General features: G+C 42.1%; 21 protein-coding genes and 1 tRNA gene. 12 read left to right on the forward strand and 10 right to left on the reverse strand.

What is annotated here, in order from left to right:
- Positions 1 to 135 precede the first annotated feature (135 nt).
- Entirely contained in the window at positions 136 to 3,759 is a 3,624-nt protein-coding gene (locus tag ACFFGT_RS21295) for a family 78 glycoside hydrolase catalytic domain (protein ID WP_377024531.1), read from the reverse strand.
- Positions 3,760 to 3,915: 156 nt separating this feature from the next.
- Between ACFFGT_RS21295 and ACFFGT_RS21300 the strand changes: the two genes are divergently transcribed.
- The gene (locus ACFFGT_RS21300; protein WP_377024532.1) at positions 3,916 to 4,365 is read left to right on the forward strand and encodes a MarR family winged helix-turn-helix transcriptional regulator; all 450 of its coding nucleotides are present in this window, start codon (positions 3,916 to 3,918) and stop codon (positions 4,363 to 4,365) included.
- Between the two features lie 45 nt (positions 4,366 to 4,410).
- On the forward strand, positions 4,411 to 5,337 hold the full coding sequence (locus ACFFGT_RS21305) for a DUF6268 family outer membrane beta-barrel protein (RefSeq protein WP_377024533.1): 927 nt from the start codon (positions 4,411 to 4,413) through the stop codon (positions 5,335 to 5,337).
- Between the two features lie 109 nt (positions 5,338 to 5,446).
- On the opposite strand, the gene ACFFGT_RS21310 is transcribed toward ACFFGT_RS21305, so the two are convergent.
- On the reverse strand, positions 5,447 to 6,007 hold the full coding sequence (locus tag ACFFGT_RS21310) for a hypothetical protein (RefSeq protein ID WP_377024534.1): 561 nt from the start codon (positions 6,005 to 6,007) through the stop codon (positions 5,447 to 5,449).
- A 188-nt stretch (positions 6,008 to 6,195) separates the two neighbouring features.
- Entirely contained in the window at positions 6,196 to 7,272 is a 1,077-nt protein-coding gene (locus tag ACFFGT_RS21315) for a YncE family protein (protein WP_377024535.1), read from the reverse strand.
- Positions 7,273 to 7,511: 239 nt separating this feature from the next.
- On the opposite strand from ACFFGT_RS21315, the gene ACFFGT_RS21320 reads away from it, so the two are divergent.
- From ACFFGT_RS21320 to ACFFGT_RS21340, 5 genes are all read left to right on the forward strand, one after another.
- Positions 7,512 to 7,898, forward strand: coding sequence for a VOC family protein (locus ACFFGT_RS21320; protein WP_377024536.1), 387 nt, complete (start codon positions 7,512 to 7,514; stop codon positions 7,896 to 7,898).
- Positions 7,899 to 7,959: 61 nt separating this feature from the next.
- Positions 7,960 to 9,150, forward strand: a complete 1,191-nt coding sequence (locus ACFFGT_RS21325) for a hypothetical protein (protein WP_377024537.1) — start codon at positions 7,960 to 7,962, stop codon at positions 9,148 to 9,150.
- 75 nt (positions 9,151 to 9,225) lie between these two features.
- The gene (locus ACFFGT_RS21330; protein WP_377024538.1) at positions 9,226 to 9,468 is read left to right on the forward strand and encodes a hypothetical protein; all 243 of its coding nucleotides are present in this window, start codon (positions 9,226 to 9,228) and stop codon (positions 9,466 to 9,468) included.
- A 265-nt stretch (positions 9,469 to 9,733) separates the two neighbouring features.
- Positions 9,734 to 10,759 carry an SDR family NAD(P)-dependent oxidoreductase gene (locus ACFFGT_RS21335; RefSeq protein WP_377024539.1) on the forward strand — a complete coding sequence of 342 codons (1,026 nt, stop codon included), beginning with the start codon at positions 9,734 to 9,736 and terminating at the stop codon, positions 10,757 to 10,759.
- A gap of 242 nt (positions 10,760 to 11,001) precedes the next feature.
- Complete coding sequence (locus ACFFGT_RS21340; RefSeq protein ID WP_377024540.1) at positions 11,002 to 11,808, forward strand: helix-turn-helix domain-containing protein; 807 nt, start codon at positions 11,002 to 11,004, stop codon at positions 11,806 to 11,808.
- A 58-nt stretch (positions 11,809 to 11,866) separates the two neighbouring features.
- Here the strand turns inward: ACFFGT_RS21340 and ACFFGT_RS21345 are convergent.
- Positions 11,867 to 11,939: transfer RNA gene (locus ACFFGT_RS21345), tRNA-Gly, on the reverse strand.
- 544 nt (positions 11,940 to 12,483) lie between these two features.
- On the opposite strand from ACFFGT_RS21345, the gene ACFFGT_RS21350 reads away from it, so the two are divergent.
- Complete coding sequence (locus tag ACFFGT_RS21350) at positions 12,484 to 14,766, forward strand: glycoside hydrolase family 3 N-terminal domain-containing protein (protein WP_377024541.1); 2,283 nt, start codon at positions 12,484 to 12,486, stop codon at positions 14,764 to 14,766.
- Between the two features lie 260 nt (positions 14,767 to 15,026).
- A complete protein-coding gene (locus ACFFGT_RS21355) occupies positions 15,027 to 17,132 on the forward strand; it encodes an AAA family ATPase (protein WP_377024542.1) in 2,106 nt (701 codons plus the stop codon).
- 9 nt (positions 17,133 to 17,141) lie between these two features.
- Here the strand turns inward: ACFFGT_RS21355 and ACFFGT_RS21360 are convergent, their stop codons facing one another.
- Positions 17,142 to 17,363, reverse strand: coding sequence for a DUF6965 family protein (locus ACFFGT_RS21360; protein WP_377024543.1), 222 nt, complete (start codon positions 17,361 to 17,363; stop codon positions 17,142 to 17,144).
- Positions 17,364 to 17,594: 231 nt separating this feature from the next.
- Between ACFFGT_RS21360 and ACFFGT_RS21365 the strand changes: the two genes are divergently transcribed.
- Complete coding sequence (locus ACFFGT_RS21365; RefSeq protein ID WP_377024544.1) at positions 17,595 to 18,296, forward strand: hypothetical protein; 702 nt, start codon at positions 17,595 to 17,597, stop codon at positions 18,294 to 18,296.
- Positions 18,297 to 18,298: 2 nt separating this feature from the next.
- Positions 18,299 to 18,835 carry a hypothetical protein gene (locus ACFFGT_RS21370; protein ID WP_377024545.1) on the forward strand — a complete coding sequence of 179 codons (537 nt, stop codon included), beginning with the start codon at positions 18,299 to 18,301 and terminating at the stop codon, positions 18,833 to 18,835.
- A 128-nt stretch (positions 18,836 to 18,963) separates the two neighbouring features.
- Here the strand turns inward: ACFFGT_RS21370 and ACFFGT_RS21375 are convergent, their stop codons facing one another.
- From ACFFGT_RS21375 to ACFFGT_RS21385, 3 genes are all read right to left on the reverse strand, one after another.
- Complete coding sequence (locus tag ACFFGT_RS21375) at positions 18,964 to 19,545, reverse strand: porin family protein (protein WP_377024546.1); 582 nt, start codon at positions 19,543 to 19,545, stop codon at positions 18,964 to 18,966.
- A gap of 287 nt (positions 19,546 to 19,832) precedes the next feature.
- Positions 19,833 to 20,597, reverse strand: coding sequence for a LytR/AlgR family response regulator transcription factor (locus ACFFGT_RS21380; protein WP_377024547.1), 765 nt, complete (start codon positions 20,595 to 20,597; stop codon positions 19,833 to 19,835).
- Positions 20,572 to 21,525, reverse strand: a complete 954-nt coding sequence (locus tag ACFFGT_RS21385; RefSeq protein WP_377024548.1) for a sensor histidine kinase — start codon at positions 21,523 to 21,525, stop codon at positions 20,572 to 20,574. Before ACFFGT_RS21385 ends, ACFFGT_RS21380 begins: the two co-directional genes overlap by 26 nt.
- Positions 21,526 to 21,964: 439 nt before the next feature.
- On the opposite strand from ACFFGT_RS21385, the gene ACFFGT_RS21390 reads away from it, so the two are divergent.
- Positions 21,965 to 23,329: a ligand-binding sensor domain-containing protein gene (locus tag ACFFGT_RS21390; protein WP_377024549.1), complete on the forward strand. Its 1,365-nt coding sequence runs from the start codon at positions 21,965 to 21,967 to the stop codon at positions 23,327 to 23,329.
- A gap of 6 nt (positions 23,330 to 23,335) precedes the next feature.
- On the opposite strand, the gene ACFFGT_RS21395 is transcribed toward ACFFGT_RS21390, so the two are convergent.
- Positions 23,336 to 23,797, reverse strand: a complete 462-nt coding sequence (locus ACFFGT_RS21395; RefSeq protein WP_377024550.1) for a hypothetical protein — start codon at positions 23,795 to 23,797, stop codon at positions 23,336 to 23,338.
- A gap of 175 nt (positions 23,798 to 23,972) precedes the next feature.
- A complete protein-coding gene (locus ACFFGT_RS21400) occupies positions 23,973 to 24,521 on the reverse strand; it encodes an inclusion body family protein (RefSeq protein WP_377024551.1) in 549 nt (182 codons plus the stop codon).
- Between the last annotated feature and the right edge of the window lie 264 nt (positions 24,522 to 24,785).

The raw sequence follows: 24,785 nt of genomic DNA on the forward strand, positions 1-24,785 counted from the left end.
AAAAGGTTTGTAGCATAAAAAATTATAGAAATACCCTTTGCCCCAGAGGGGCAAAACAAAACGCCTTGCTGATTAAACGACAAAGCAATTTTATGGGTTAACTTAAATCTGCGAGAGACCCTGAGGGAACATTCTTTACAGATTCGATTTAAACTGATAATCCCCGGACGCCAAACGATAAACAGCTTTGCTTCCTTCAAACCTGATAAAACTGATCCCCTTTGCCCCGGCAACAGGCTTACCGCCTTCCATAACTTGTTTAACCGAACTTGCCGGAAGAAATAACGTTGCCGAAGTATTTGCCGGCACGGTTGCGTTATAGGTTAATGTTTTGCCGTTTACCGACCAGCTGCTGTTTATTCTACCGTAAGGCGAATCATATGATCCTTTGGCCCAGGTCATCTTTCCTGTAGGATCGGGCTCGGGTTGCAGAATAAACTTCTTAAAGCCAGGTTCATCACGCTGAATACCGATAGAATAAGCAAGCATCCATTGGCCAATAGCGCCAAAGGAATAGTGGTTAAACGAGTTCATGCTGTTATTTCCGCCAAAACCGTTTTCCACAGTGTAACCGTTCAGCCTTTCCCAAATGGTCGTAGCACCCTGGTCAATTGCATACAGCCATGAAGGGTAATGCTCGTTCTGCAACAGTTTATAGGCAAGGTCTGAATGCCCATGATCAGAAAGCGCCTTGCTGATGCCGGCCGTACCAACAAACCCGGTCATGAGCGAATAAGCAGGGCGCACAATCCCCTGGTCGTCTTTATTTTCCCGCCCAACGGCAGCTTCAAGGTTTTTTGCCATATAACTTACGTTTTCGTCGCTGAATATACCCAGTGACAAGCCTGTTGCGTAAGCAGTTTGCGTATCCGAAACTTTAAACTCCTTGTTACCCGGTTCGCCAAACATCCCGCCGCCAATAAGGCCTACTGCCTTTTTATCGGCGTTAACAAATGTTTTATTGAAGAAAGCTTTACGCTCTTCATATTTATGCTTAAACTTTTCAGCATCATCCTTTTTACCTAAAATACCAGCAACCTTAGCCATAATACCCAAATCATAAACATGGTAAGCTGTAACCGGGAAGGCAGTGCCCAACTGCATATATTGGGGCCCAAGCCAGTCGCCAAGTACACCGTCTGTACTAAAGCCGGTTTTAGGATCAATTGTCGATTCTATATAATCCATATACTTACACATAGCACCGTAATGCTCGGCAAGCAGTGATACGTCATTATATTGCTGATAAGCTTCCCAGGCTACGGTAATCCCTGCACTTCCCCAAATCACCCCGCCAAATCCACCGCCAACAGGTGCAATATCGGTAAACCGGCCATGTTCAGTTTGCAAATCGCGCATGGCCAGCATATGCCTGCGCAAAAACTGGTCGGCATTGGATACGTAGGTGGCAGTACGCGAAAAAATACTGATATCGCCCGACCAGCCCATACGCTCGTTCCTTTGAGGGCAATCTGTTGGTATGGTGAGGAAGTTATCGATGTTTGACCAGGTAAGGTTTGACCATAGCTTGTTCACCTTTGGATTGGAGGTTACATAATCGGCCGTAAGTTTTTTTACAGAACTGATTGCCAATCCCTGCACATCACCAAGGGGCAGCGGACTGTTAATACCTGTAATTTCGATATACTGATACCCATGCGAAGTAAAATGCGGTTGAAGTACCTGGTCGCCATCATTCATAATATAAATGTCCTGGCTTAAAGCTGCGCGGTAATTTTCGGTCATAATCATACCTACATTTTTGCCGGATTCTTTCAGATCGGGATACAAGATCTCGGCATAACGCAGGGTCAGCTTTTTCCCGGCTATACCGTTTTTGATGCTGATCCTGGGTACGCCTACAAAATTCTGCCCCATATCATAAACATAAACACCTTTTCTTACCTCTTTCACTGCTTTTGCAGTGAGGGTTTTATAGATCCCTGCCGAAGTACCAATCTGCCCGGTCATCTCCGTATGATCAAAATCAAGGGGGATCTTTTTTCCGAAGTAATCAACCTCATCCCCTGTATATGTTGTTCCTTTTAAAGATATCTCTTCTGCTTTTTTCCAGTTGCTATCATCATAGGCTACTGTATTCCAGTTTTTAACAGCTGCATCGTGGGTTGCATCATCAACCTCGCCCATATCCAGGCTGCTGTAAACAACTGGGCCATGGTTATAATATTTCCAGCTTTTATCGTTGGTTTTGATCACCTCCTCCGAACCATCCGCATAAGTTATTACCAGTTTAGCCAGTAAAGATTGCCTGTCGCCAAAATGGTTCCAGACCGAGCCGTAGCTCAGCAAACCACTCCACCAGCCTTCGCCAAGCATAGTCCCGATGGCGTTTTTACCTTTGCCTATCATGGTAGTTACGTCATAGGTTTGATACAGGTGGGTTTTATTATATTGGGTAAGGCCGGGATTGTAATAATCGTTCCCTATCCGTTTACCGTTCAGATAAATTTCATAAATCCCCCTTGCGGTTACATAAAGCCTTGCACGGGAAACAGTTTTATCCGCATTAAACACTGATCGCAGCATTGGCATGGCATTATGACTTGGATCGGCAAGGATAAAAGCTCCTGCATTTCCTCCGCTTACTTCGTATTTTCCATCCTTTATAACCAACCCCGATGATGGAGCGGCAGCAGCTTCCCTGAAAATCCCCTTGTAATTATTAGCATCAGGCTTTTCGCCAAATAAGGTATTACCCGGTGACCTTATATTGGAAACAGAGAGGTCGGAAAATTCAGCTTTCTCTCCAGCATCGGCAGAAAAACCTATCTCACCCAGCATCCCGTATGAGATTACGTCATGACCCGGGCCAAGCGGGTTCAGGGTAACTACTGCCCCATGGTTTGCCGGATTGGCATTCTTTTCATCTGCAAGAAATGTTTTATCATCATCAAAAGTAAATGTCAGCGTACCAAACTCGTTATGGATCAGGATGAGGTGTGGTTTATTTTTATTGCCATTGCCGATCAGATCTGTTTTTACAGGAAAGCTTTTAAATACCCGCCCAAGTGTGTCTTTATCCGAATAGCCTGCCCGGTATACATTGATCCTTGCATTACCTCCCTGCTCCAGGCCTGAAATATCCAACTCAACTTTAAAATAGGATTGATTTTTTTTATTGCCCAACTGAAAAACGTTCTTGTTAACGTCCATCAAGCGGGGGTCATTAGCAGCGAAGATCATGCTTGCCCTCGAGCTGCCCGGGGCAATAGCCACCTTATATTTCAGGTTATACAAGGGCAGGTAATGTGCATAAAGCACCAGATCGTTATCCCCCCCACCTATCCATTGCGCACCGTCCCAGGCCGACATACCCGTATCCATCAGTCCGGTTTCAAACCAGGAACCTGCGGAAGAAACACTGCCGGTTTGATCCCAAACATTTACCGTCCAGCTATAGCGGGTTGCGGCTTTAAGCTTTGAGCCTGCATAAACTACGGCCAGGGCCGTTCCGCTTTTTACTTTGGTGCTGTTCCATACTATTTTTCCCTGCGGATCTTTTACGGTGATCTGATAAGCAACCTGGCTATACCCTCTTGTCCCTTCAGGAGCCAGCATCTGCCAGCTAAACCGGGGCAGTTTAACATCAATACCAATGGGCTTATCTGTATACTCCACCTGCAGGTTCACTATCCGGGTACCCTTTATGGCGCCATACAGGTTAATTTGTGTACATAAAAATAATAGCAGCAAAGCAAGGGCAGCCGGCTTGGCTGCAAGGGCGTAATTTTTAATCATAATTGGGTTTACAGTAAAAATAACTGGTATACTGCAATATGCATATTAAATAACGCTTAACTGTCCCCTACCTACCCCCCTTTGATTTACAACCTGCAATAAAATTATATTTTTAATAAATGGTTGATATATCAACCATTTATTTATCTTTGTTTTATGGATCCGAATGATAAACATCCAATACCTCCGTTTATAATCGCCCGGATTGGTGCGGTTTCATACAGGTTACGCCGGGAATGTGACAAAGCTTTTCGCGACCAGGGCTTTCCACTGGAGATGGATCAACTACAGGTTTTACTTAGTCTGTATTACTCCGGGCCTACTTCTCAGCAGGAGATCTGCTTGAGACAGCAACGCGACAAAGCTTCTGTTAACAGAACAGTCGCCTTTTTGCTCAAGAACGATATTGTAAAGGTAGAACAGGACATTAACGACAAACGGAAAACCCGTGTTGAGCTAACAGAATATGGTCAAAAACTTTCCATACAGGCTAATGCTGTTCTTGAAAAGTTTGATGCAGCATTATCTGCAGAGCTTACAGACGAAGAAAGAAAACAGTTCGACAACCTGATGAAGAAACTAATTTCGGTAGTTACCCCTATGTAATCAATCAACAGCATCTTCCATAAAATTTTAAAACAAATAACAGATATGAAAAAATGCCTTTTTCTGCTGACAGGACTTTTATTGCCTGTACTATCCTATTGCCAAAGCCCCGACACTGCAAAACATAAAAAACTGCTGACTACATCACCCTTTCTGGGCGGCGTCAGCGTAACCGATATTGTTACCCCTATTAAAGTAAACAACAATACCATAACCATGCAGCAGCCAATAGCAGATATCGGTATTCCTGTTTATAAGGATTTCTCGACTGTAAATTCTGTTTTGATAAAAACCGGGATCCGCTACCGGGGCCTGTTCCTGTCAAATGAGGAAAAAATCGGCGAAAATGCCTTTCATTCCGTTACTATTCCGTTATTACTGAATTACTCGCTTTCCCGAACCAAAACAATTTCCTTTATAGGTTTAGCCACTGCAGGTTCAGATTTTAAACGCGGCATTGAAGCCAACGACATCCTGTATACACTTGGTGTGCGCCTGGGGTTCCGGGGAAGCAAATCTTTTAAATGGGGTGTTACGCTGATATATACCCGTAACTATTCGGGCAAGTTCCTTTTACCACTGCCTGATTTTGACTGGACCATCAATGACAACTGGAGCCTTACCGCTGTTTTGCCTTCCAGGGCCTCTTTAAAACGCAGGCTATCCAATTCACAATCGCTGGGTCTCACTGTCGGATTGGATGGCAGTATGTACCGGCTTAACACAACCAATCAACCTCAATACATTCATTTGCGCCAAAACAGCGCCGGTTTGCTTTACGACCTCACCCTTAGCAGAAGGTGGAAATTCACTTTAGTAGCCGGCCATACATTTATGCAAAGACTGGAAACATTTAACATGGATCAGAAAGTGCCATTTGAAGGATTTGGTAAACTTAATGACCGGGTAGCGAATGTATCTTATAACCAAAATTCATTTATATTCCAGGGAGGGATTAGCTATCAGTTTTGATAAATCCTCGCTTTTTATGGTTTGACTTCCATATCGGAGTACCAAATGAATTGACCGTAAGTTAAATGTATGTTTGACTTACGGTTTTTTGGTTATGGGAAACTTTTATTTACTTCTCAATGCTTCGAGCGCCACCAGTTCCTTTGAACTTTTTTTCCTTTAATTTCATAAAAGTCTCTGGGGCTATTATTTCTACGGGACTTTTTTCATTACCACTTGCAAACCAGAGATCAGACTGATAGAAGCCATCTTTAAGTGGTTCACTGATCTTTTCCAAATCAATCCCCGGCCCTATTACACTTTCATATAAACCACAAGCCGAGCATAAGTTTTCTTGCCTATGGGCAGTATATTCAATAATATTCCCTTTTATATAAAACTGAAAAAAACCTGGTGCCTTAGCCAATGGAATAAATTCGAGGTTGTCATATTGGTTTTCTTCGCAGAACTTTTTAAAAGCGTTACTTACAATCGTAATATTATCATAAGTTGATGAGTAATCAAATGCCTTTCTACGCAATTTAAAGTTAGGATTATGATATCTGTAATCTGTCCTGTAACCGCAAACTTCACATTTGGGAATATCGATCAACTCTGGAAATATTTTTTCACAACTTCCCGTCATATGGCTGTTGTTATCCCATCCGGAGAGTTCGTAGCAAACGATCATTTGATTTCAGCTTTTATTCTACAAAATACGGTTTATAATATAGAAAACTACCTCTCGGTAAGCAATAATACAATTTCTTTAAATCTTCTATAAAAATGCTGGGCAATAATCCTGCTTGGTATACAAACCTCTCCGAAAAATCAGGAAAGGCTTTATATTTATTATTTAGATCTCAACTATAGCCAATATCATCGCCTCACCGCCCAGGCCAAACCATCGGCCCCGCGTATATCAATATGCCCGGTCACTTCTAACTTCTTGAGGTCTATTACTGCCACATAATTATCGCCGGTGCAGCCGATAAAAGCACGCGCCCCATCATCGTCTATCAGGATGCCAGCAGCGCCATGTCCCGTATTCAAACGTTTCAATTGCTGGTGTGATACGGCATCATAAATGAACAGATCGCCGGTTCTCAGGCTGGTGATCAGCACCCGCTTACCATCCGGCGTAAACTTAAGGCGGTTGGCACCCACAGCCTTCGCATCAATTGTAGCGGTTACCTTTTTTGCGGCAATATCAATAATGGAGATCGTTCCTTCGTCAGCACCGGCAGCCCACAATTCACGGCCATCGGGCGATACATCAAAACCTTCCGAGCCCTTTGCTACCGGGATAACGGTCTGCACCCAGTCCTGGCGTGCAGGGGGTACAAACCCTCCCGGAGGGCCTGCGGGTTTGACCAGGCTATCTACCAAAATACTTACCGTTGCTGATGAAACGTTTGTGGTGTAAACCTTTTTTCCATCATCGGTTACATAGATCATATGCGTTCTGTCCTGACCTGTTCCCATGGCCCAGTCAAATTTTCCTGTTGCCGGGTCATAGCGGCCAACGGCTTTAGCGCCCTCTGCCGAGAACCACACCTTACCGCCAACAAATGTTAACCCGTGCGGCCCCATCAATGGCCTGGTATCAATAGCAGGTAAAGGCTTTTGTGCCACCAGGTCAACCACACTAAGCTCGTGCAGGCTCCCACCACCGCAGATCGAAACATAAGCAACCTTTCCATCAGCCGATGCAATAACCTCATGCGGATCGGAACCTACCGGAATACGTGCAATAACCTTCAGTGTAACCGGGTTAATAATCGCGAGGATATGATCGCTTTTTGAAAGTGCAAGCAAGGAACGTGGTGGTGTAGCCTGTGCCCGGCATTGGGTTGCGGTAAAAGCTATCAGTATCCATAAAAAACTTACAGCAAGCAATTTGATAGTACCGAACTTTATAGCTTTAAAAATGGGGTTGTTTACGACTTTGTCCATACGGTTTGTAGATTGGAGAAACAAACAGGTTTATAATTAATTTCGATCATAAGAAATGAATTCCCTATAAACAAATATACTTAACCTGCTAAGCTTTAGCAGATAAATCGACCATGACAGGAAGAGAACCGACTATGAGCTATTTTTAATAGACCAGCCTTCATAAAACCTAAATCCACCCTGTTGCCAATCACCCATCTGCTTCATACCTTTATATAAGCAACCCCAATATTTAACGTATGAATCAGCCATCAATAGCCTGCATTGCACCATTCTTCATCGTTCGGAATGTTACCGTAGCGCTTGCCTTTTATGGTGAAAAACTTGGTTTTGAAACAGTTTTTAAAGAGCCTGCCCATGATCCATTTTTCGCCATTGTACAGCGCGATGGGGCGATGATCTTCCTCAAGGCTGTAAACGCAGACCCTGTTCCCAACCGTAAACGTGCTCCGGATGCCCGTTGGGATGCCTATGTCGGCACTCCTGATCCGGATAAGTTAGCCGCTGAATTTATATCGAGAGGTACTGCTTTCACTTCCCCTCTGCAGGATACACATGATGGCCTGCGCGGCTTTGAGCTGGAAGATGCCGACGGATATCTCCTCTTTTTTGGCCGGCCCCGTTAATACGGCATGGTAAATTCAATTTATTTTCTACCTTAGAAATCTAAGCCTATCCCTAAACCGAATGAGAGAAAACTTATTAATTGCGAAAGAAGAACTTATTGAAAGATGGGTTGCCGCTTTTGATGAACAAACCGGATTTGAAACATACGCAGCACAAACAGTTACTACCAAATATGCACAGGCATTTAGCTACAACCTAAGTGGTTATAAAAACGGAAAAATACCGCCGGGAAGCAGCTTATTTGATGAACCACATGCAGACGATTCCAGCTATGGAAAATACGGGTTTAACAGGGATGGCTTTTTAACCACTGCCGAAATCTACAACAAGCATGAGTTAAGCCACATAGGTTTCTTTAAAAAAACAGCACATCTCATTGAATATATTGAGTTTTATCTCCCCAAAAACGTCCCTTCATCCTTCCAGCGGTTTTTTTTTGAAAATGGCAAAAAAACTATGTTACAATCTGTTTTCTCCAACGGCAGGAGCGGTCTTTATTTTGAAAGCGGTACAACACTTAAAGAAAAAGTATCTGTGGCCTTTAATGGTGGATATACGGCAGTATGTACAATTGAACAGTATGAATACGCTAATGAATTTATCAGCAGAGCATATGGTTTAAATATCATGCCCGGGATAGGCCAATATTTTTATGAAAACCAATACAATTACGAGGTCAAAAAACTGGCTAACATAAAAACCATTTATGAGGATGGCCGCTGTTCATTTTCGTACGTAGCCCCATCAGCCCAGAGCCTTCAAGTGATAATTAAAGAACTTTCAGAATTATTTTGCGACGTTTTGATCAGCACATTAAAAGAGCAGAGTTTCGACAGTCCCCTTTTTAGTGTTGAATTATCTTACAGGCAGTGTGATAATTACGTTCCGCATCTTGTAGTTCTCACAGCGAGGAAAAAAAATGAAGTGATTGCTGCCGGCGGCCAAAATATATTTATAAACGGTGAATTTATTTACACAACAAACATACCCGACAACCTGGATAAATTATACGTTGAGTTTTACAACCGTATAGAAACCAAAAATAACTGGAATACTGGTCGGAAAATGCTTATAGAAACGGCAAAATTATTAACAGCGTCCCGTTTAAAGGGAGCATTACCAGTTACTGAAGATTTCATCGCATTCCCAATGGATTGGGAATTAGAAGGCCATACCATAAAAAAGGTATTGCTTCAATGTGGTGCTTCCAAAATAAATGTGAGGCAGTGGGAAGAATATGGATGGTTTTAACCATTATGTTATCACCTGACCGATTACCGGTGTATCTATACGATTAACAGGTATGCTTTTTGCAACCGGTATAGCATGGATCAAAATTATTTACTGAACTCCATAGATGGGGTCGACGTTATCTTAATTCCCGGTTCAGGGAGTTACGTTTGCGTATTTGAACCGGAAACACAAACCAGTCCGGACTTAGCACAACCAATGCTCGCTACAATACTGGATAAAGAACTGGCTTTTCAGCCAACCGGCAACAATAGCATTTCAGAGGATGAACTACTGAAAGTTATCCGCTGGTACAGTTACCGCAAAACTTTTTCCTGAAAACATCACAGGAATTCATGCCCTGCAAATCAATTTTCATACCTGCTAACAGGTAAACCGCCGTACATAATCTTTCCCGAACCGGGGAAGAATTAACCCTGTACATAGCCTGCCTCCCCGCCCCATATCATCGATCCTTCCTGTATTAAGATTGTTACATATCGACCTTTATTAAAATGGTCTTTAAAACAAAAAACATCGGCCTTTAAAACAAAACCGGCAAAGCGTATCGCCCCTACTTTTGTTCCATCAAAACATTAAAAAAATGGAACAAGCAACAGATAATTATAACGGCGCGCTGCAAAAGCCGCTCAATTCAGGTTTTACAGCCAAATCAACCACTGCCGATGTTATTAAAGGAATTGACCTTACCGGCAAAACAGTCATAGTAACCGGTGGTTATGCGGGCATCGGTTTGGAAACAGTAAAAACACTGGCATCCGCAGGAGCCCGGGTTATTGTACCTGCGCGCGATTTTAATAAAGCCACAAATAACCTTGAGGGAATTCCAAATGTGGTTATTAAAGTGATGGATTTGATGGATCCCGCTTCTATAGATGCCTTTGCGGTCGACTTCCTGAAAACTGCGGGACCGCTGCACCTGCTGATCAATAATGCAGGTATTATGTGGGTACCGCTTCAGCGCGATGCACGGGGTTATGAATCGCAACTGGCAACCAATCATCTCGGGCATTTCCAGCTTACAGCACGCCTTTGGCCTGCCCTCAAAAAGGCTCATGGCGCAAGGGTGATCAACGTTTCTTCTTATGGTCACCAGATCTCGCCTTTTGATTTTGACGATCCCAATTTCCTCCATCGCGATTATGAAACCCTATCAGCCTATGGCCAGTCAAAAACAGCCAATAATCTTTTTTCGGTTGAATTAGACCACCGCGGTAAAGATTTCGGAGTTCGTTCCTTTTCACTACATCCGGGATCTGTAAATGGTACCGATCTTGGCCGGGGTGCACCGGTAGAATTGTTTCAGCAAATGGGCATGTTTGATGCTGATGGAAACATTTTTCCGGAAGTGGCGGCCAGGCTTAAAACTGTGCCACAAGGCGCTGCAACTTCGGTATGGTGCGCTACCAGTCCGCAACTTAACAACATTGGCGGCGTATATTGCGAAAATGCCGAAGTTGCCATCCTGGACCTCGGGGATATTGAGCATAAATACGATGAACCACTTACACTCTATGGTGTAAAGCCTTATTCACTTGACGCGGAAAACGCCAAGAAACTGTGGACATTGAGCGAAGAAATGACAGGTGTAAAATTTGCGGCAAATTAAGAAGCTGTTTAAAAATGATGAATATAGTTTACAGGTAGATAAAACTTCATTGCCGTTGGTTTTAACCAACGGAATAATGAGTTGCGATAAGAGGGCTTCAGCCCAAATCCGCTTGCCTAATTGGGCTAAAGCCAAGACTTTTCATCTTTTTTTACCGTTGGTTAAAACCAACGGCAATGAATATTTTACATTTATATATAGAGACGCATAATTGCGTCTCCTGTAAATTGGTATAGTTAAATATGGAATTTCAAACACATTATTTAAGCCCCGATATTAAACTGTCGTACTTTGAAGATAAGCCATTCCGTACGGAGGTGCTGTTTGAACATCACATGCTCATCTGGTTTATTTCGGGCGAGACCAAAATAGTACAGGCCGATTCCATGTATATTTTTGGTGCCGGTGATATTTTCCTGATCCCCCGGAATCAGCTGACTACCGTTATCAACTATCCAAAGGATGGGTTGCCTCATAAAACGGTAGCCATGCACCTCACAATGCCAATGCTAAAGGAGTTTTATGCTAAAAACACACCAAAAGCAAGGATATCGCATTCGCCTGGGATCCGCAATTTTGGCAAGCACCCCTTGCTGGAAAGCTGCCTGGCCTCGTTGATCCCATACTTTGAACTGAAAGATGGACTGCCCGAAAACCTGGCTTCACTTAAAATTGAAGAAGCGATTAACATTCTCCGGACGATTGACAGTGATATTGACGGGATCCTGGCCAATTTCCAGGAACCTGGTAAAATTGACCTTACCAATTTCATGGAGCGGAATTTCATGTTTAATATGCCGATGGAAAAATTTGGCTACCTAACCGGGCGAAGCCTTACTACATTTAAGAGGGATTTTAAGAAAAGCTTTGATACTACCCCGCAAAAATGGCTCACTCAAAAACGCCTTGAACTGGCGCATTACCAAATCAGGGAACAAAACAGGCGACCATCGGAAGTATATGCCGAAGTAGGTTTTGAAAACCTTTCCCATTTTACTTATGCATTTAAAAAGCATTTCAGCTATTCGCCAACCAGCCTGAATGGATAGTAGGAACCCCAGGATTTATAAAAGAAAAAGCCTTTCCCTGAACAGGGAAAGGCTTTTGAGCGAAAGACGAGATTCGAACTCGCGACCCCGACCTTGGCAAGGTCGTGCTCTACCAACTGAGCTACTTTCGCGTTGGTGGCCGCAAATATATAACTTCATACAGGTGCGGACAAAATATTTTTTGAAATTTTGAATATTAAATTTAACATACTTTTAATCAGATATTTACATTCCTAATTACAGCTAACAAGGGCGCAAATCTTTGGTTTTACTTAAAACAGGCTTGAAAAAAGGCGCTGAAAAAACTTGTCCCATCACCTCGCAGTCCATTTTTGTATGCTCGTTCAGCAAAAGATATCTGCAAAAAACCATACCGCACTTTCTTATTCCGCGATCTTTAACGGGCTTAAGCCGATATTTTAATCCATCATTTTATTAAGGTTTGTCCATTTTTAAAACCAGGTTAATGAATTATTTTGCGTTGCTTATACTCATGAAATAATGATAAGTACTACCCCTACTTCTGTAATCATAAATTAACACTAAGTCATTTTGTTCAATTGGTTAAACGTTTTATCTTCGCAATTACGTTCGCAATCGATTGCAAGCATTAGTCCCTATATTATCATTCAAAAATCCAAAACCGACATACGCCTATTTCCTAATTAACATTCAATGAAAAGAACATCACTTTTAATTTCCCTACTGCTCCTGGTTGGCATCAAAAGCTTTGGCACTTTACGCACAACAACCGATACCCCATTATACAAAAACAAAAAAGCTACAGTAAATGCCCGGGTTGAAGACCTGCTGCAACGCATGACGCTGAAAGAAAAAATCCAGCAGTTACAGAACAGGGCATCGGGCCGGGCCGATGAAATTGAAGGCATTTTTAAAGGCGAAAGCTATGGCTGTACCCATGAAATGAACATGAAAGCAGCCGACTGCGCCGATATGTACCAAAAGCTGCAAACCTACATGCTAACTAAAACCAGGCTGGGCATCCCGATACTTACCGCGGCCGAAGGGATTGAGGGCATCCTGCAAAACGGTTGTACCCTATTCCCGCAGGAACTTGCCCAAGGCAGTACTTTTAACCCTGCCCTGATCCGCAAAATGACGGAAGCTGCAGGCGCCGAGGCCGATGTGATCGGCATCCACCAGATCCTTTCGCCGGTATTGGATATTGCCCGCGAACTAAGATGGGGGCGTGTTGAAGAAACTTACGGCGAAGACCCTTACCTGATAGCCCAAATGGGGATTGCCTTTGTAAACGGCTACCAAAAATATAATATCACCTGTACCCCTAAACATTTCATGGCCCACGGCTCCCCTTCGGGTGGTTTAAATTGCGCCAATGTAAGCGGCGGCGAGCGCGAACTGCGCAGCCTGTACATGTACCCCTTTAAAAGGGTTATCGCCGAAACAAACCCGCTGGCGGTGATGTCATGCTATAGCTCATACGATGGTATTGCGCTTAGCGGTTCCCATTATTACATGACAGATATACTGCGCGATGAACTCGGCTTTAAAGGCTACGTATACTCAGACTGGGGATCGGTAGACCGCCTGCAGACTTTCCACCATGCCGTTGCAACCCAGGAAGATGCCGCAAAAATGGCCCTCATAGCCGGTATCGACCTTGATATTGACGGCGCTTATCAAACCCTGCAAAAAATGGTTGAAAGCGGTAAACTCGATCAGAAATATATTGATCTGGCAGTTCGCCGGGTTTTAACCGTTAAATTCACCTTAGGTTTGTTTGATGCCCCTTACGGCAATCCGGCAAAGGTTGATAAGGTAGTACACAGCGCTGCAAACATAGCAGTATCAAAAGAGGTTGCTGATGAAAGCGCAGTGCTTGTTAAAAACAGCAACAATATTTTGCCCTTAAATTTATCTAAATACAAATCGATTGCGGTTGTTGGCCCTAACAGCAATCAAACCATTTTTGGCGATTACTCCTGGACACAGCGTGACCCTAAGGAAGGGGTAACTTTACTGCAGGGACTTAAAGAAGTTATCGGCAACAAAGTTACCATAAACAATGCCGAGGGATGCGACTGGTGGAGCCAGGATAAAACCCACATCCAGGATGCCGTTAAAGCTGTGCAAGCCAGCGATATCGCTATAGTTGCCATTGGCACACGCAGCACTTTCCTTGGCCGCAGCCCTAAATACTCAACCTCGGGTGAGGGCTTTGATCTTTCATCGCTTGATCTTCCGGGCGTGCAGCTGGATTTACTGAAAGCTATAAAAGCTACCGGTAAGCCTATGATAGTAGTATTTATTGCCGGCAAGCCGCTGGCCTTGCCATGGGTTAAGGACAATGCCGATGCGGTGCTTGTACAATGGTACGGTGGCGAAAAGCAGGGACGTACCCTGGCCGACATTCTTACCGGGGCGGTAAACCCATCGGGCAGGTTAAACGTATCTTTCCCTCGCAGTACGGGCAACACCCCATGTTTTTACAACCACTTTGTAACCGACAGGGAAGAACCATTTGATCAGCCGGGTACGCCCGAAGACCCTAAAATGCATTACATTTTTGATAAGCCGGAGCCGGTTTGGAATTTTGGTTATGGCTTGAGTTACACCAATTTTAAATACCTCAATTGTACCTTGGCCGATTCTGTTTTTACTCCAGCAGGGGGAACCATCAAGGTATCTGTTGATGTAGAAAACACCGGTGCCAGGGATGGCAAGGAAGTAGTGCAGCTTTATATTCACGACAAATTCAGTTCGGTTGCAACGCCTGTAAAACAGCTTAAAGCTTTCAGTAAGGTATTGATCAAAGCAGGTAAACGTGCAACTGTAACGCTTGAAGTACCTGTTTCAGAACTGGGTTTATATAATGATAAAATGCAGTATGTAGTTGAGCCCGGCGAATTTGAAATCCAGGTAGGTAGCGCCTCGGATAATATTTATTTTACCAAAACGATTACTGTAAAGGAATAAAATATCTCTGAAAATTCATTAAAAACAAAAACGGCGTCATTGCGAGGTACGAAGCAATCCCAAACTTTACAGAGACACTTGCATAGCTGCTCTGCTAATTGGGGATTGCTTCGTACCTTACAACAATGACGTCTTTTCTTATATTCATTTTTTAAAGCACAAAGCGAACACTGTTGATAACCCAATCCCCTACTCTCATACCTAATTATTAAATTTGAAGTAATTTCCTAATTGGGAAGCGGAGATATAATAACAAGTGTATGGTGCTGGAGCCTTTTCATGAACTCGTCCTTAAATTTATTGAAAATACAAACCGGCCTATATTTTTAACCGGCAAGGCAGGTACCGGTAAAACTACTTTTCTCCGCTGGATCAGGGCAAATGTTTCTAAAAACCTGGCTGTTGTGGCACCAACGGCAGTAGCCGCCATTAACGCCGGTGGTGTAACAATCCATTCCTTTTTCCAGGTGCCTTTTGGTCCGCAGGCACCGGTAACCGATCATAACAATCACAGCACCCTGCTCAGGCAGGTAAGCCTCGAAAAATCAAACATATTAAAATGCCTCGATCTGCTCATCATCGATGAGATCAGTATGGTGCGGGCAGATACGCTCGACTATATCGATACCGTATTGCGCCAGGCTAAAGGATCGGCACGGCCTTTCGGCGGTGTTCAGCTATTGATGATAGGCGACCTGTTCCAGTTACCTCCGGTTTATGAAAAGGATTGGCCCGTGCTCAGGAACTTTTACAAAGGCCCCTATTTCTTCGATAGCCTCGCCTTTCAAAAATTCCCGGTATTAACGTTTGAACTTACCCAGGTTTACCGCCAAAAAGACCCGGTATTTGTGGAGATCCTGAATAGTATCCGGAACGGCTATGCCAATGGCGAAATGCTGGAAAAGTTAAACGCACATTATAACCCTAACCTCAATGCCAACTGGCTTAAGGATTACGTAACCCTATCAACCCATAACCAACTGGTTAACGAAATTAACCAGCAACGTTTAACGGAGCTGGATGGCGAAGCGCATACCTTTAAAGCTACTATAAGCGGCGATTTCCCTAAAGAAGCCTACCCGGCCGAAGAAGAACTGGTGTTGAAAGTTGGTGCACAGGTAATGTTCATTAAAAATGACAGCTCGGGTAAAAAGCAATATTATAACGGCCGTACAGGTCGCATCACGGCCATGGGGCCGGGCAATATCCGTTTGAGTTTCCTTGATGATGGCACTGAGTTTGAAGTGATTCCCGAGAGTTGGCAAAATGTAAAATACGCTCTTGCCGAAGATGAGCAAAAGGTAAATGAACAAAACAACGGTTCGTTTAGCCAATACCCATTGAGGCTGGCCTGGGCCATCACCATACATAAAAGTCAGGGGCTTACTTTTGAAAAAGCAGTTATTGATGTTGATGCTGCCTTCGCCTTCGGGCAGGCTTATGTTGCACTAAGCCGCTGCCGCTCGCTTGAAGGCATGATCCTGAAATCGCCGGTACGGCCCGAAAATATCCGCACCGATCCTGAGATCATCAACTTTATGCAAAATGCTGCAATCTCTATGCCCGATGAACAACTGCTGGACAGCACCATCAGGCAAATAGCACTGGAAGAAATGAAGGACGTTTTTGATTTTTCGATGCTTACCGGTGCCTGGAAACAGCTTAAAACCATTATGCTGGCCGGTGAAGTTAAAAACAGCCTCTTATCCGAGCAGATCAATAAAACAGATCAAAGCTGGGACACGGAAATTAAAAGTATCGGTGACCGCTTTATCCGGAAGGAAATGGCTGCCCTGCCCGATGATCAGCTTATCTGGGACAATGCCCCTTTCATCGGCAGGCTAAAAAATGCCGCCAACTATTTTCTACCTAAGTTAAATGCCTTCTCGGAAGCAATCAACGCGTTCTACACCGCAAAAAACAATACCAATCCTCCGGCAGAATTTTACGACAGCTTAAATCACTTACTGGTAAACCTAAAGGCAAAAACAGCAGCATTTGTACGCCTGCCAATTGCCACATCGGGTAGGGATGTTTTATCATCGGTACAGGAAGCCGGGATCAGTTACAAACCGGTATATAAAAACTGGAACCCTAAGACCCTGCCAAAGGAAAAGGAAATTGTTAATCCCGAGCTATATAAACAATTGCTTAACTGGCGTAAAGTAACCAGTCTTGAACGCAAGATCCCTGAACATACGCTGGTATCAGAAAACATGCTGCGGGATATCACTTCAAAACTACCGCGGTCGTTAAACCAGCTTTCGCAGTTAAAAAGTTTTGGAGATGCCAAAGCAACAGACCTGGGCGAACCCATCCTGAAACTGATCAGAAGCTATTTAGGCGAAAATGACTTGTTTGCTTAAGGCCTTAATCTAAAATCGTGGGATGGCGGGGCCGTTATACGGGTTTTCGAGAGCGTGCTTGATCCTCATTAACTGGTATTGGTGCCTCCAGTTTTCGGGATAGTTTTTCATGTTTTTCAATAGTTGCTTAACAAAATCGGCAACATAGAGCTGAGTTGAAGCACGGTCCAACCTTAATTCTTCGGGTAAAGTAACATTACTAAAGTATTCACTCAATTCTTCGTAGCTCATGATGCAAAGGTAAAAGATTTTAAAAGGATGATGAAACTTTGTATTTTTTCATTGAAACTTAAGAAGCATAGGCCAAACTTTATAACCATAGCAGTAAGAACAACAAGTTAAAACTCACTGAAATACTTTCGTGATCTTCTGTCGGAGTTAATTTAATATTATTGATTGTTTTGTTATAGAACGATTAGAAGAATTAGCTAAAAAAAATAAACTTATCTTTGAAAATAGGTTATGGAAATAATTGTAGAAGGAAATATAGAATCATACCAACTCTCACAGAAGTTGCAAAATTTAAAAATTATTTTAGAAGGCAATTTTTCAACTTCGAGCAATAATAAAAGTCCCATTAGATTATATTATGGACTATCTCAAAAATATGACTGGAATAACATTAATGATTTTTTCAATTTCAGTCAAAAAGTCCGCGGTCTTTCCATGGAACGGTTGGCATTAGAATTTCAGTTTTTAAGTAAAGATCAAGGATTCTCTGAAAATTTTCTGATCAAAAACTCTTTGGAATTAGGTTTGTTAAAATCTCTCTTTTCAATTTATAGTTGGATCGAGAACTACCTAACCAGCACAAATCTTGAAGGTTTAAAGAAAAGTATCTACAATGAATTCATTATTGATTATACAGGAAGACCTGAACCTCAAAAAGATATATATTTTATTAGCGAAAAGTATTTGACTACAAAAAATCGCCCTCATATTTTAAGACTTAAAGCGCTTAATCTTCTAAATTCAATTACTTTTAATTATGATAAAGGGCAATATGAAAGCTTTTTTATTCCATTTATAAAACCAGGAGTCACGAGAGACTTATTTAAGGGAAATGAATTTGACCTCAATGGCTCAATTACCTATGAATTATGGAAAAGTATTTTAGAAGACAGAGATTTTCGTATCCGCTATTGGATAAATAATAGATTCTAAATATGAAGGTTTTTAATGATTTAGTGCTTCAGCTATACTTAGGCGGATTAATGTCTCTATTATTTGCGGTTACAATAGTTTGGGTAAAGCAGGCGTTGAAAAGGTCTTTTGAGCGTACCCGACTAAAAGATTTGGCCATGAATAATCCAGAAGAAGTTGGTGATATAGAAGCCAAATTAAATGACTCTTATGATTTTAGGAAAATAAACTTTTTTGAAGAACTTGTTATCTGGGGAGTTCAACCATTATTCATTATTGCATTTATCAATCTATTCACGATCAGTGGAGAACTCGAAATTATTATAGCTTTTCTTTTTGTAATTTTTACCTTATGTCATGAATTTGACTTTGCGGATAGATTTTCCAAGAGTATATTTTACGCAATCGTAATTATTGCATTATGGATAGTGACTTTCTTTGTCTTTTCGATTCGCACGAATCAAAAAGACATTAATGAGAAAACAATAATAGAAAATAAAAATAAAGCTGATTCTATTTTGAGAGTAAATCCCTCTCTCCCAAAAGGATTAAATAAATAGTTTAGTTTTTTAGGTTTACTGGCTTCATTTTGCAATTAAATAATTGCAAGATAACCTAAAACACCCGGCATTTGCGTACCGGGCATTTTAGGCTTAAATCTTTACTCTTTACTATATTTCAGTTTTGTCTAAAACACATAGAATAAACTGGCTTGTACGTTATTGTTTTTAAAATCATTGTTGATATTGGAGATATTGAAGTTGCCCACTTTCGAGATCCCGTAAACATATCTTACGCCGATACCAAGTCCCAGTTTTGACTGAAAGCCGATACCGCCTGCAGCTGCCAGGTCCAGTTTTTTAGCAAAATCACCTGCGCTTAGCCCCGAAACATCTTCTTTGGCCTTCATACCTACCTGCGGACCGGCTTCAATATAAAACCCGGAGTTGGTACGGTATTTTAACAGAAAAGGCACCGAGATGTAGGATAACTTAAGGTTTTGGTCGCCAAGTGAGCCGCCCTTAATTTTTGCCCCTTGTGACGAGAATAAAAATTCCTCCTGTATCAGGAAATTATCGGTTACCTTAAACGCAACGGTAGCGCCTGCATGAAAGCCAACCAACGGATCGGTAGGAAAATTGGCGTTCGTAAAATTGCTATAGTTTGCACCTGCCTTAAGTCCAAATTCAAGGCGCGAGAGGATGCCCTGGCTGAAGCCTTTAGTTGATACCAGGATTAAACAAGTAAACATGATGAGTAACTTTTTCATAAATTTTAATTTCAATATTTGAGATAATTGTTGCGGCCCGAAAGCGCATTTATTTTTATTTAGCGCAAAGGTGGGCCTATGATGCGGCCCGGGAAAGGAAAAGGTAACCGAAGCGGGCAAAGTGGCGCCGGAAGCGGAAAAAAAGTATTAAAATAGATTACCCGTCAACATGAAAAACGCTGTCATTGAGAGATAACGCATAACATTCATCAACAAATCACATCCAGCTAATTCTAATTAAAAATCAAATCATTGGCTTTTAGCTTTATGCATTTTGCTTTCATTTATCAGGCTTTTGCCAGCCAGGCAAGGAACTGGGAGGCCTTGCCTTTGCTCACTACTATCTTTTCACTAAAAGTTATATTGAGGTTGAGCGACAGTTTGCGGGAGAAAAAACTGGAGACATCAATGATAGCTTTTCTGCTAACCAAAAATTGGCGATTGGCCCTGAAAAAGTAGTTGCCGCCTGTCTTTTCCAGTTCATCCAGGTTTTTATTGGGATAAAAGGTCCTGCCTGAAAAGGTTAATAAATGAGTAACCTCATTTGCAAGGTAAATCAGCGCAATATCTTCCAATTTTATCGGGATGATCTTATCCTGGTGGTAAACCAAAACCGAAGAAGGTTTGAGCGTTTCTTTTTTTGCCAGCAATTCCATAAGGATCTCATATTGTGGTGGCTGATTGGCCTGAAATACTTTTTTTAACTGACTATATCGTTCCAGCGCCTGTTGTAAGGTATGCGTTGTAAATGGCTTTAAAATGTAATCTATTCCGTTTGCTTTAAATGCGTCAAGCGCATACTCATCATAAGCTGTACAAAAAATAACCGGGACATCAATAGTAACTGCCGCGAAGATCCCGAAACTTAAACCATCGCCCAGCTGAATATCACTGAATATAAGATCAGTTTTATTAGTCCCGGTGAAATAGGTAATAGCTTCCTTTACAGAATGAAGCTGTACAATAGAAACAGGCTCACTGATCAGCTGGGTTATGCTCAGCTCCAGGTCATCGGCTACTACCGGTTCATCCTCTATGATCGCTATATTCATTGGTCAATAATCTGATACTAACGGAAAATTCGGTTTTATTTTCATTAATGATAACTTCATCGCCCGATAGCAGGTTGTACCGCTCGGCAAGATTGGCCAGCCCATGATACGTTGAAGTAGCATTAAGGTTTTTCTTTTTTAGGGTGTTAGATACTACTATCCTGCCATCCGAGCAAAAAATATTTACAACAAGCGGCGACTCCTGGGTTAGCTCATTATGCTTAAGGGCGTTTTCGAGAAGCGGCTGCAGCGAAAAGGACGGCAGATAATGGTCATTCAAAATTTCGGCCGGTAAATCAATAATACAGTTTAACGCCGAACCGAACCTTATCTTTTGCATCTCAAGGTAATCAAGTAACAGTGCCAGTTCATCGGCAAGGCTTGAAGTTTTTGCAGCGTGATGATAAACAGAAGCCCTGAGAAAATTAGCAAGGTGAACAATGTAATTATCTCCAGCGCCCGGATCTTTCCGGTATAGTGCTTTGAGTGTATTAAGTGCATTAAACAAAAAATGAGGATGGATCTGCTGTTTTAAAAGCAGGTTTGTAGCTTCGGCATGTGCGGTTTTAATTTGGGAAAGCTCCAGATCAGCGTATGATTTATCAGCCTGCAGAATTACAAAATCCTGCAACAGGATAATCACCGTATTAACCAGGCCACTGGAAAAAATAAATATCAGCAGGAAAACAGGAAAAGGGTATAAAGCGCTTTTGTGTTCAAAAGAATCAAACACCGGCGCCAGCATCAGGTATATGGCAGCGCTTGCAATATAAGTAAAGAAATAACGGTACCGCCTGAACACTTTTCCTTTAGCACTGTACTTACGTGCCAATAAAATCAGGATCCTCACATTTACAAATGCCACCAGGCCAATCCCCAGCGCGGTCATAACCATATAAAACACCTTATATACAGGTACTTCATCCATTAAAAAGATAAAATACAACGATATAATCGCAGTAAAAGCGAATACGAGAAGCCAGTTAAGCCGGATGAGGCTTTTAATTGGTAATGGCGAAGGCATATTGTTCAAAGATAACTAATCGGCATAAGCACCGTATCAATTTGTACCCGAAGCGGGCAAAAAGAAAGCTGAACGTACTTTTAAACGGTTTAATATATTTTTTGTAACAAACAAGCCAAATGTAAACTGCTTCATATTATCCTCATTTATGATGCTTATCTTTGTTTAACATTATTTAACTATCATTCGCTTGGAGTTTCGCGTTTGCTTTCTTTTATTTATAAGCGTAATGCTGGCATTGTTATCCCCAACTAAAATCCGCAGACAATTATTGATCTGCCTGTTTATCTTTATTTTACCTTCCGTCCTATCGGCGCAAAATCTTTTTTTGCAAAAGGTAGAGATGTGCAATACTGCAAATTATTGCATGGACTGCGGCGATCCCAAGGCCAGCTGTGATCAGCTTGCCATTGATTTTGTCTCGGCCAGGATCAATAACCGCTACCTGTTAAAAGAAGCCGTTGGCTCAATAACATTCCAGGTTTTGGTTGACGAGCGTGGCTATAGCTGTGTGCTTAGTCATAACGATGCTACAAAAAGCGCCCTCACCAACGAGTTGATCACTTACCTGAATGGCTGTATCTGGAAACCGGCCAAAATAGATGGCAAACCGGTAGCCTCATCGGTAAATGTGGTCTTTCGCTTTATCAGCGGCGCGGTATACGGCCAGGTGCAAAGGATGGACCTTGAGGAGATGAAACCTCCCGGCGACCCAACCATCTACAATAAAAATGTAACCTACGCTAATCCGTCGTTAAAAAACTACGATTTTACCGTATGGACAAAATACAACTCGCCACTGGTTGATAACATCAGTAAATCAGCTGCTATGGATCAATCGGACCTGCTGTGGTATGCTACCGAAAAAGGTATGACCCGCTTTGAAGGAACAACATTTATCCCGGTTAATGAATATAACTCGCCATTCCCGTCAGATGCCAACATAAAAGAAGTAACTATCGACAGGGACAATAATAAATGGGTTTATTCGGACAATAAAATATTCATGTATGGTAGCGGCGGCTGGCAGCTGTTTGATTTCAAACAATTTTTGGCAGGCGGGGTTAACCAGATCCTGAACAGCCGCAATGGCGAATTATTATTTACCACGCCAAACGGCCTTGTTGTAAAAAGAAAAGACAAAGTAGTTGTACTGAACAAAAAATCGATGCCCGAGATGCCTTCAAGCTACGTACTTTTCGCATATGTAGATATTCAGAAACGACTTTGGATAGGTACTGCAAAGGGCACCATTATGATTGACAAAAGTGTCATCACCTCATTTAACAGTCTCAATAACACCCCTTTAAAAAATGCCAGTATTTCCGGAGCGGTAGAGGATGATAAAGGAAATGTATATTTTTCATTGGTTGATTGCAACAAACAACCGGGCGAAAGTGACAAAGAAGGGATGGCGGTATTAAGAGCAAACGGTAATTGGCTGCATTATAACGATAAAAACTCGGGCATGCCTGCTAATCATGTTAATACCATGCTGTATGATAAGTTTGAGCACGTTTTGTGGCTGGGCACAGATGAATCGGGCATAGTTAGGTTTGACCTGAACAATGGCTGGGAAAATTACCATAACAACAACTCTCCCCTGCCTGGTTATAATATTTACCAGATAGTGCAGGATTCAAAAGGTGTTATTTATGCCACAACGGCTAATGGTTTATTAAGGATCAGGAAAAAATCGGGCGCGTAATTTTTATTAATCTTCCGAAATTTCCATGTATATCTCCGTTGTTACCAACCCTTCGCTAAAGGTTAGTATCTGATAGCCGGCGTTTGACTTCAATTTGGCTTGATGGGCCTGGATATAAGCAAACAAATCTCCATAACCTTTCATAATGGCTTGCATCGGGTCGCCGGTAATTTTCGTATACAGAAACAGCCCGGCCATATCAATAGCCGTAAGTGAAGTGGCCGACAGATCGGCATTACCCTCTGTAACTACGCCCTGAAAACTCCTTTGTTCGGCAGCTGGGGTAACCTCAGGATCATCATAATAAATGCCGCAAATTTTATATGGAATAAAAGGGATTTGAGCTGCGGTCAGTTCATTTTGCACAGCTGTAACATATGATGAAGCACCCGCATAGCTCCCTGTGAATACTTTTCCGACAAGCTTAATAGGATCATTAAGCGCTATTACCTGTACTGTATCTTCCATTTTATTTACTTTTTGGCTTAACTAATATAACAGCATTTATTATGATTTACATCGCCTGTCATTAATTTGCCATGCAAATCAATTTTATAAAACGCAAAACAGGCACAAACCCTGGTATCAGTTCATGATAAGCCGGGTCTATGCCTGTTTTTTTTAAATTCAGGTTTATGCAGGGTTAGCTTTGTACGGTTACTGTTGGATCCCAGTAATAGTACCCAAATAATACCGGGTTGGCAACCCCTCTTTTGCGAACATAAAGGGCAAACTGAACGTTGTATTGTTCGGTCCCTGTTCTAATAACATTGGCGTGATTAAACCAAAAATTTTGATCTGAAAAACCAACAGGAAGCGCGGTACCATTGGTTGGTAAAATACCAATACGGTTGTATACATTGAAAGTTTCCCCATCAAATACAACATCTTGTGCATACCATGCTAACTTGTAAATAACTACGGCCGAATCAAAGTTACCGTACTCTGATACCGCATACCAGCGTATTGAGTCGCCTACGTCAGCCCTGATATTCAAATCAGCGCCACCCGAACCTGTAATGGTACTGCCGCGGGTGGCAACCATATACATGTATTTATGTGGCAAGCCTGTAGGAGTGGCGGGATCCTGGCTTGGATTTGGATAATCGGTAGTGATAGCATCAGTATCGATAACTACCTGGATGTTGATGATCTCCTGTGAAGTGGAGAGAAATTCACTGTTAATTGCCATGACTAAAAGGGTTTTTGGATAAATAAATGCCCCTACTCTTTAAAGGATTTTCGGGTTAGCTCCTTTGTCAAAGCAAAAAAGAACCAAAGCGCTTCTTGACCGGTTTTTCTTAATTGCTTATCACAATACAAACCTCCGCTTATTTAAACCGCCTTATTAGAGAATAAATACCGAATAAAAAAAATAAGTATTTATACGCATACAAACCATAAAAACACCCTTTCACACAATTTCACACATACTAACTTTGCGCTATAAGAAAAT

The organism is Mucilaginibacter angelicae, from assembly GCF_042434235.1.
GTDB lineage: Bacteria > Bacteroidota > Bacteroidia > Sphingobacteriales > Sphingobacteriaceae > Mucilaginibacter > Mucilaginibacter angelicae.

Coding starts and splice junctions, on each gene's coding strand:
- ACFFGT_RS21295 (WP_377024531.1), bottom strand. CDS start 3,759: ATGATTAAAAATTACGCCCTTGCAGCCAAGCCGGCTGCCCTTGCTTTG.
- ACFFGT_RS21300 (WP_377024532.1), top strand. CDS start 3,916: ATGGATCCGAATGATAAACATCCAATACCTCCGTTTATAATCGCCCGG.
- ACFFGT_RS21305 (WP_377024533.1), top strand. CDS start 4,411: ATGAAAAAATGCCTTTTTCTGCTGACAGGACTTTTATTGCCTGTACTA.
- ACFFGT_RS21310 (WP_377024534.1), bottom strand. CDS start 6,007: ATGATCGTTTGCTACGAACTCTCCGGATGGGATAACAACAGCCATATG.
- ACFFGT_RS21315 (WP_377024535.1), bottom strand. CDS start 7,272: ATGGACAAAGTCGTAAACAACCCCATTTTTAAAGCTATAAAGTTCGGT.
- ACFFGT_RS21320 (WP_377024536.1), top strand. CDS start 7,512: ATGAATCAGCCATCAATAGCCTGCATTGCACCATTCTTCATCGTTCGG.
- ACFFGT_RS21325 (WP_377024537.1), top strand. CDS start 7,960: ATGAGAGAAAACTTATTAATTGCGAAAGAAGAACTTATTGAAAGATGG.
- ACFFGT_RS21330 (WP_377024538.1), top strand. CDS start 9,226: ATGGATCAAAATTATTTACTGAACTCCATAGATGGGGTCGACGTTATC.
- ACFFGT_RS21335 (WP_377024539.1), top strand. CDS start 9,734: ATGGAACAAGCAACAGATAATTATAACGGCGCGCTGCAAAAGCCGCTC.
- ACFFGT_RS21340 (WP_377024540.1), top strand. CDS start 11,002: ATGGAATTTCAAACACATTATTTAAGCCCCGATATTAAACTGTCGTAC.
- ACFFGT_RS21350 (WP_377024541.1), top strand. CDS start 12,484: ATGAAAAGAACATCACTTTTAATTTCCCTACTGCTCCTGGTTGGCATC.
- ACFFGT_RS21355 (WP_377024542.1), top strand. CDS start 15,027: ATGGTGCTGGAGCCTTTTCATGAACTCGTCCTTAAATTTATTGAAAAT.
- ACFFGT_RS21360 (WP_377024543.1), bottom strand. CDS start 17,363: ATGAGCTACGAAGAATTGAGTGAATACTTTAGTAATGTTACTTTACCC.
- ACFFGT_RS21365 (WP_377024544.1), top strand. CDS start 17,595: ATGGAAATAATTGTAGAAGGAAATATAGAATCATACCAACTCTCACAG.
- ACFFGT_RS21370 (WP_377024545.1), top strand. CDS start 18,299: ATGAAGGTTTTTAATGATTTAGTGCTTCAGCTATACTTAGGCGGATTA.
- ACFFGT_RS21375 (WP_377024546.1), bottom strand. CDS start 19,545: ATGAAAAAGTTACTCATCATGTTTACTTGTTTAATCCTGGTATCAACT.
- ACFFGT_RS21380 (WP_377024547.1), bottom strand. CDS start 20,597: ATGAATATAGCGATCATAGAGGATGAACCGGTAGTAGCCGATGACCTG.
- ACFFGT_RS21385 (WP_377024548.1), bottom strand. CDS start 21,525: ATGGATGAAGTACCTGTATATAAGGTGTTTTATATGGTTATGACCGCG.
- ACFFGT_RS21390 (WP_377024549.1), top strand. CDS start 21,965: ATGTGCAATACTGCAAATTATTGCATGGACTGCGGCGATCCCAAGGCC.
- ACFFGT_RS21395 (WP_377024550.1), bottom strand. CDS start 23,797: ATGGAAGATACAGTACAGGTAATAGCGCTTAATGATCCTATTAAGCTT.
- ACFFGT_RS21400 (WP_377024551.1), bottom strand. CDS start 24,521: ATGGCAATTAACAGTGAATTTCTCTCCACTTCACAGGAGATCATCAAC.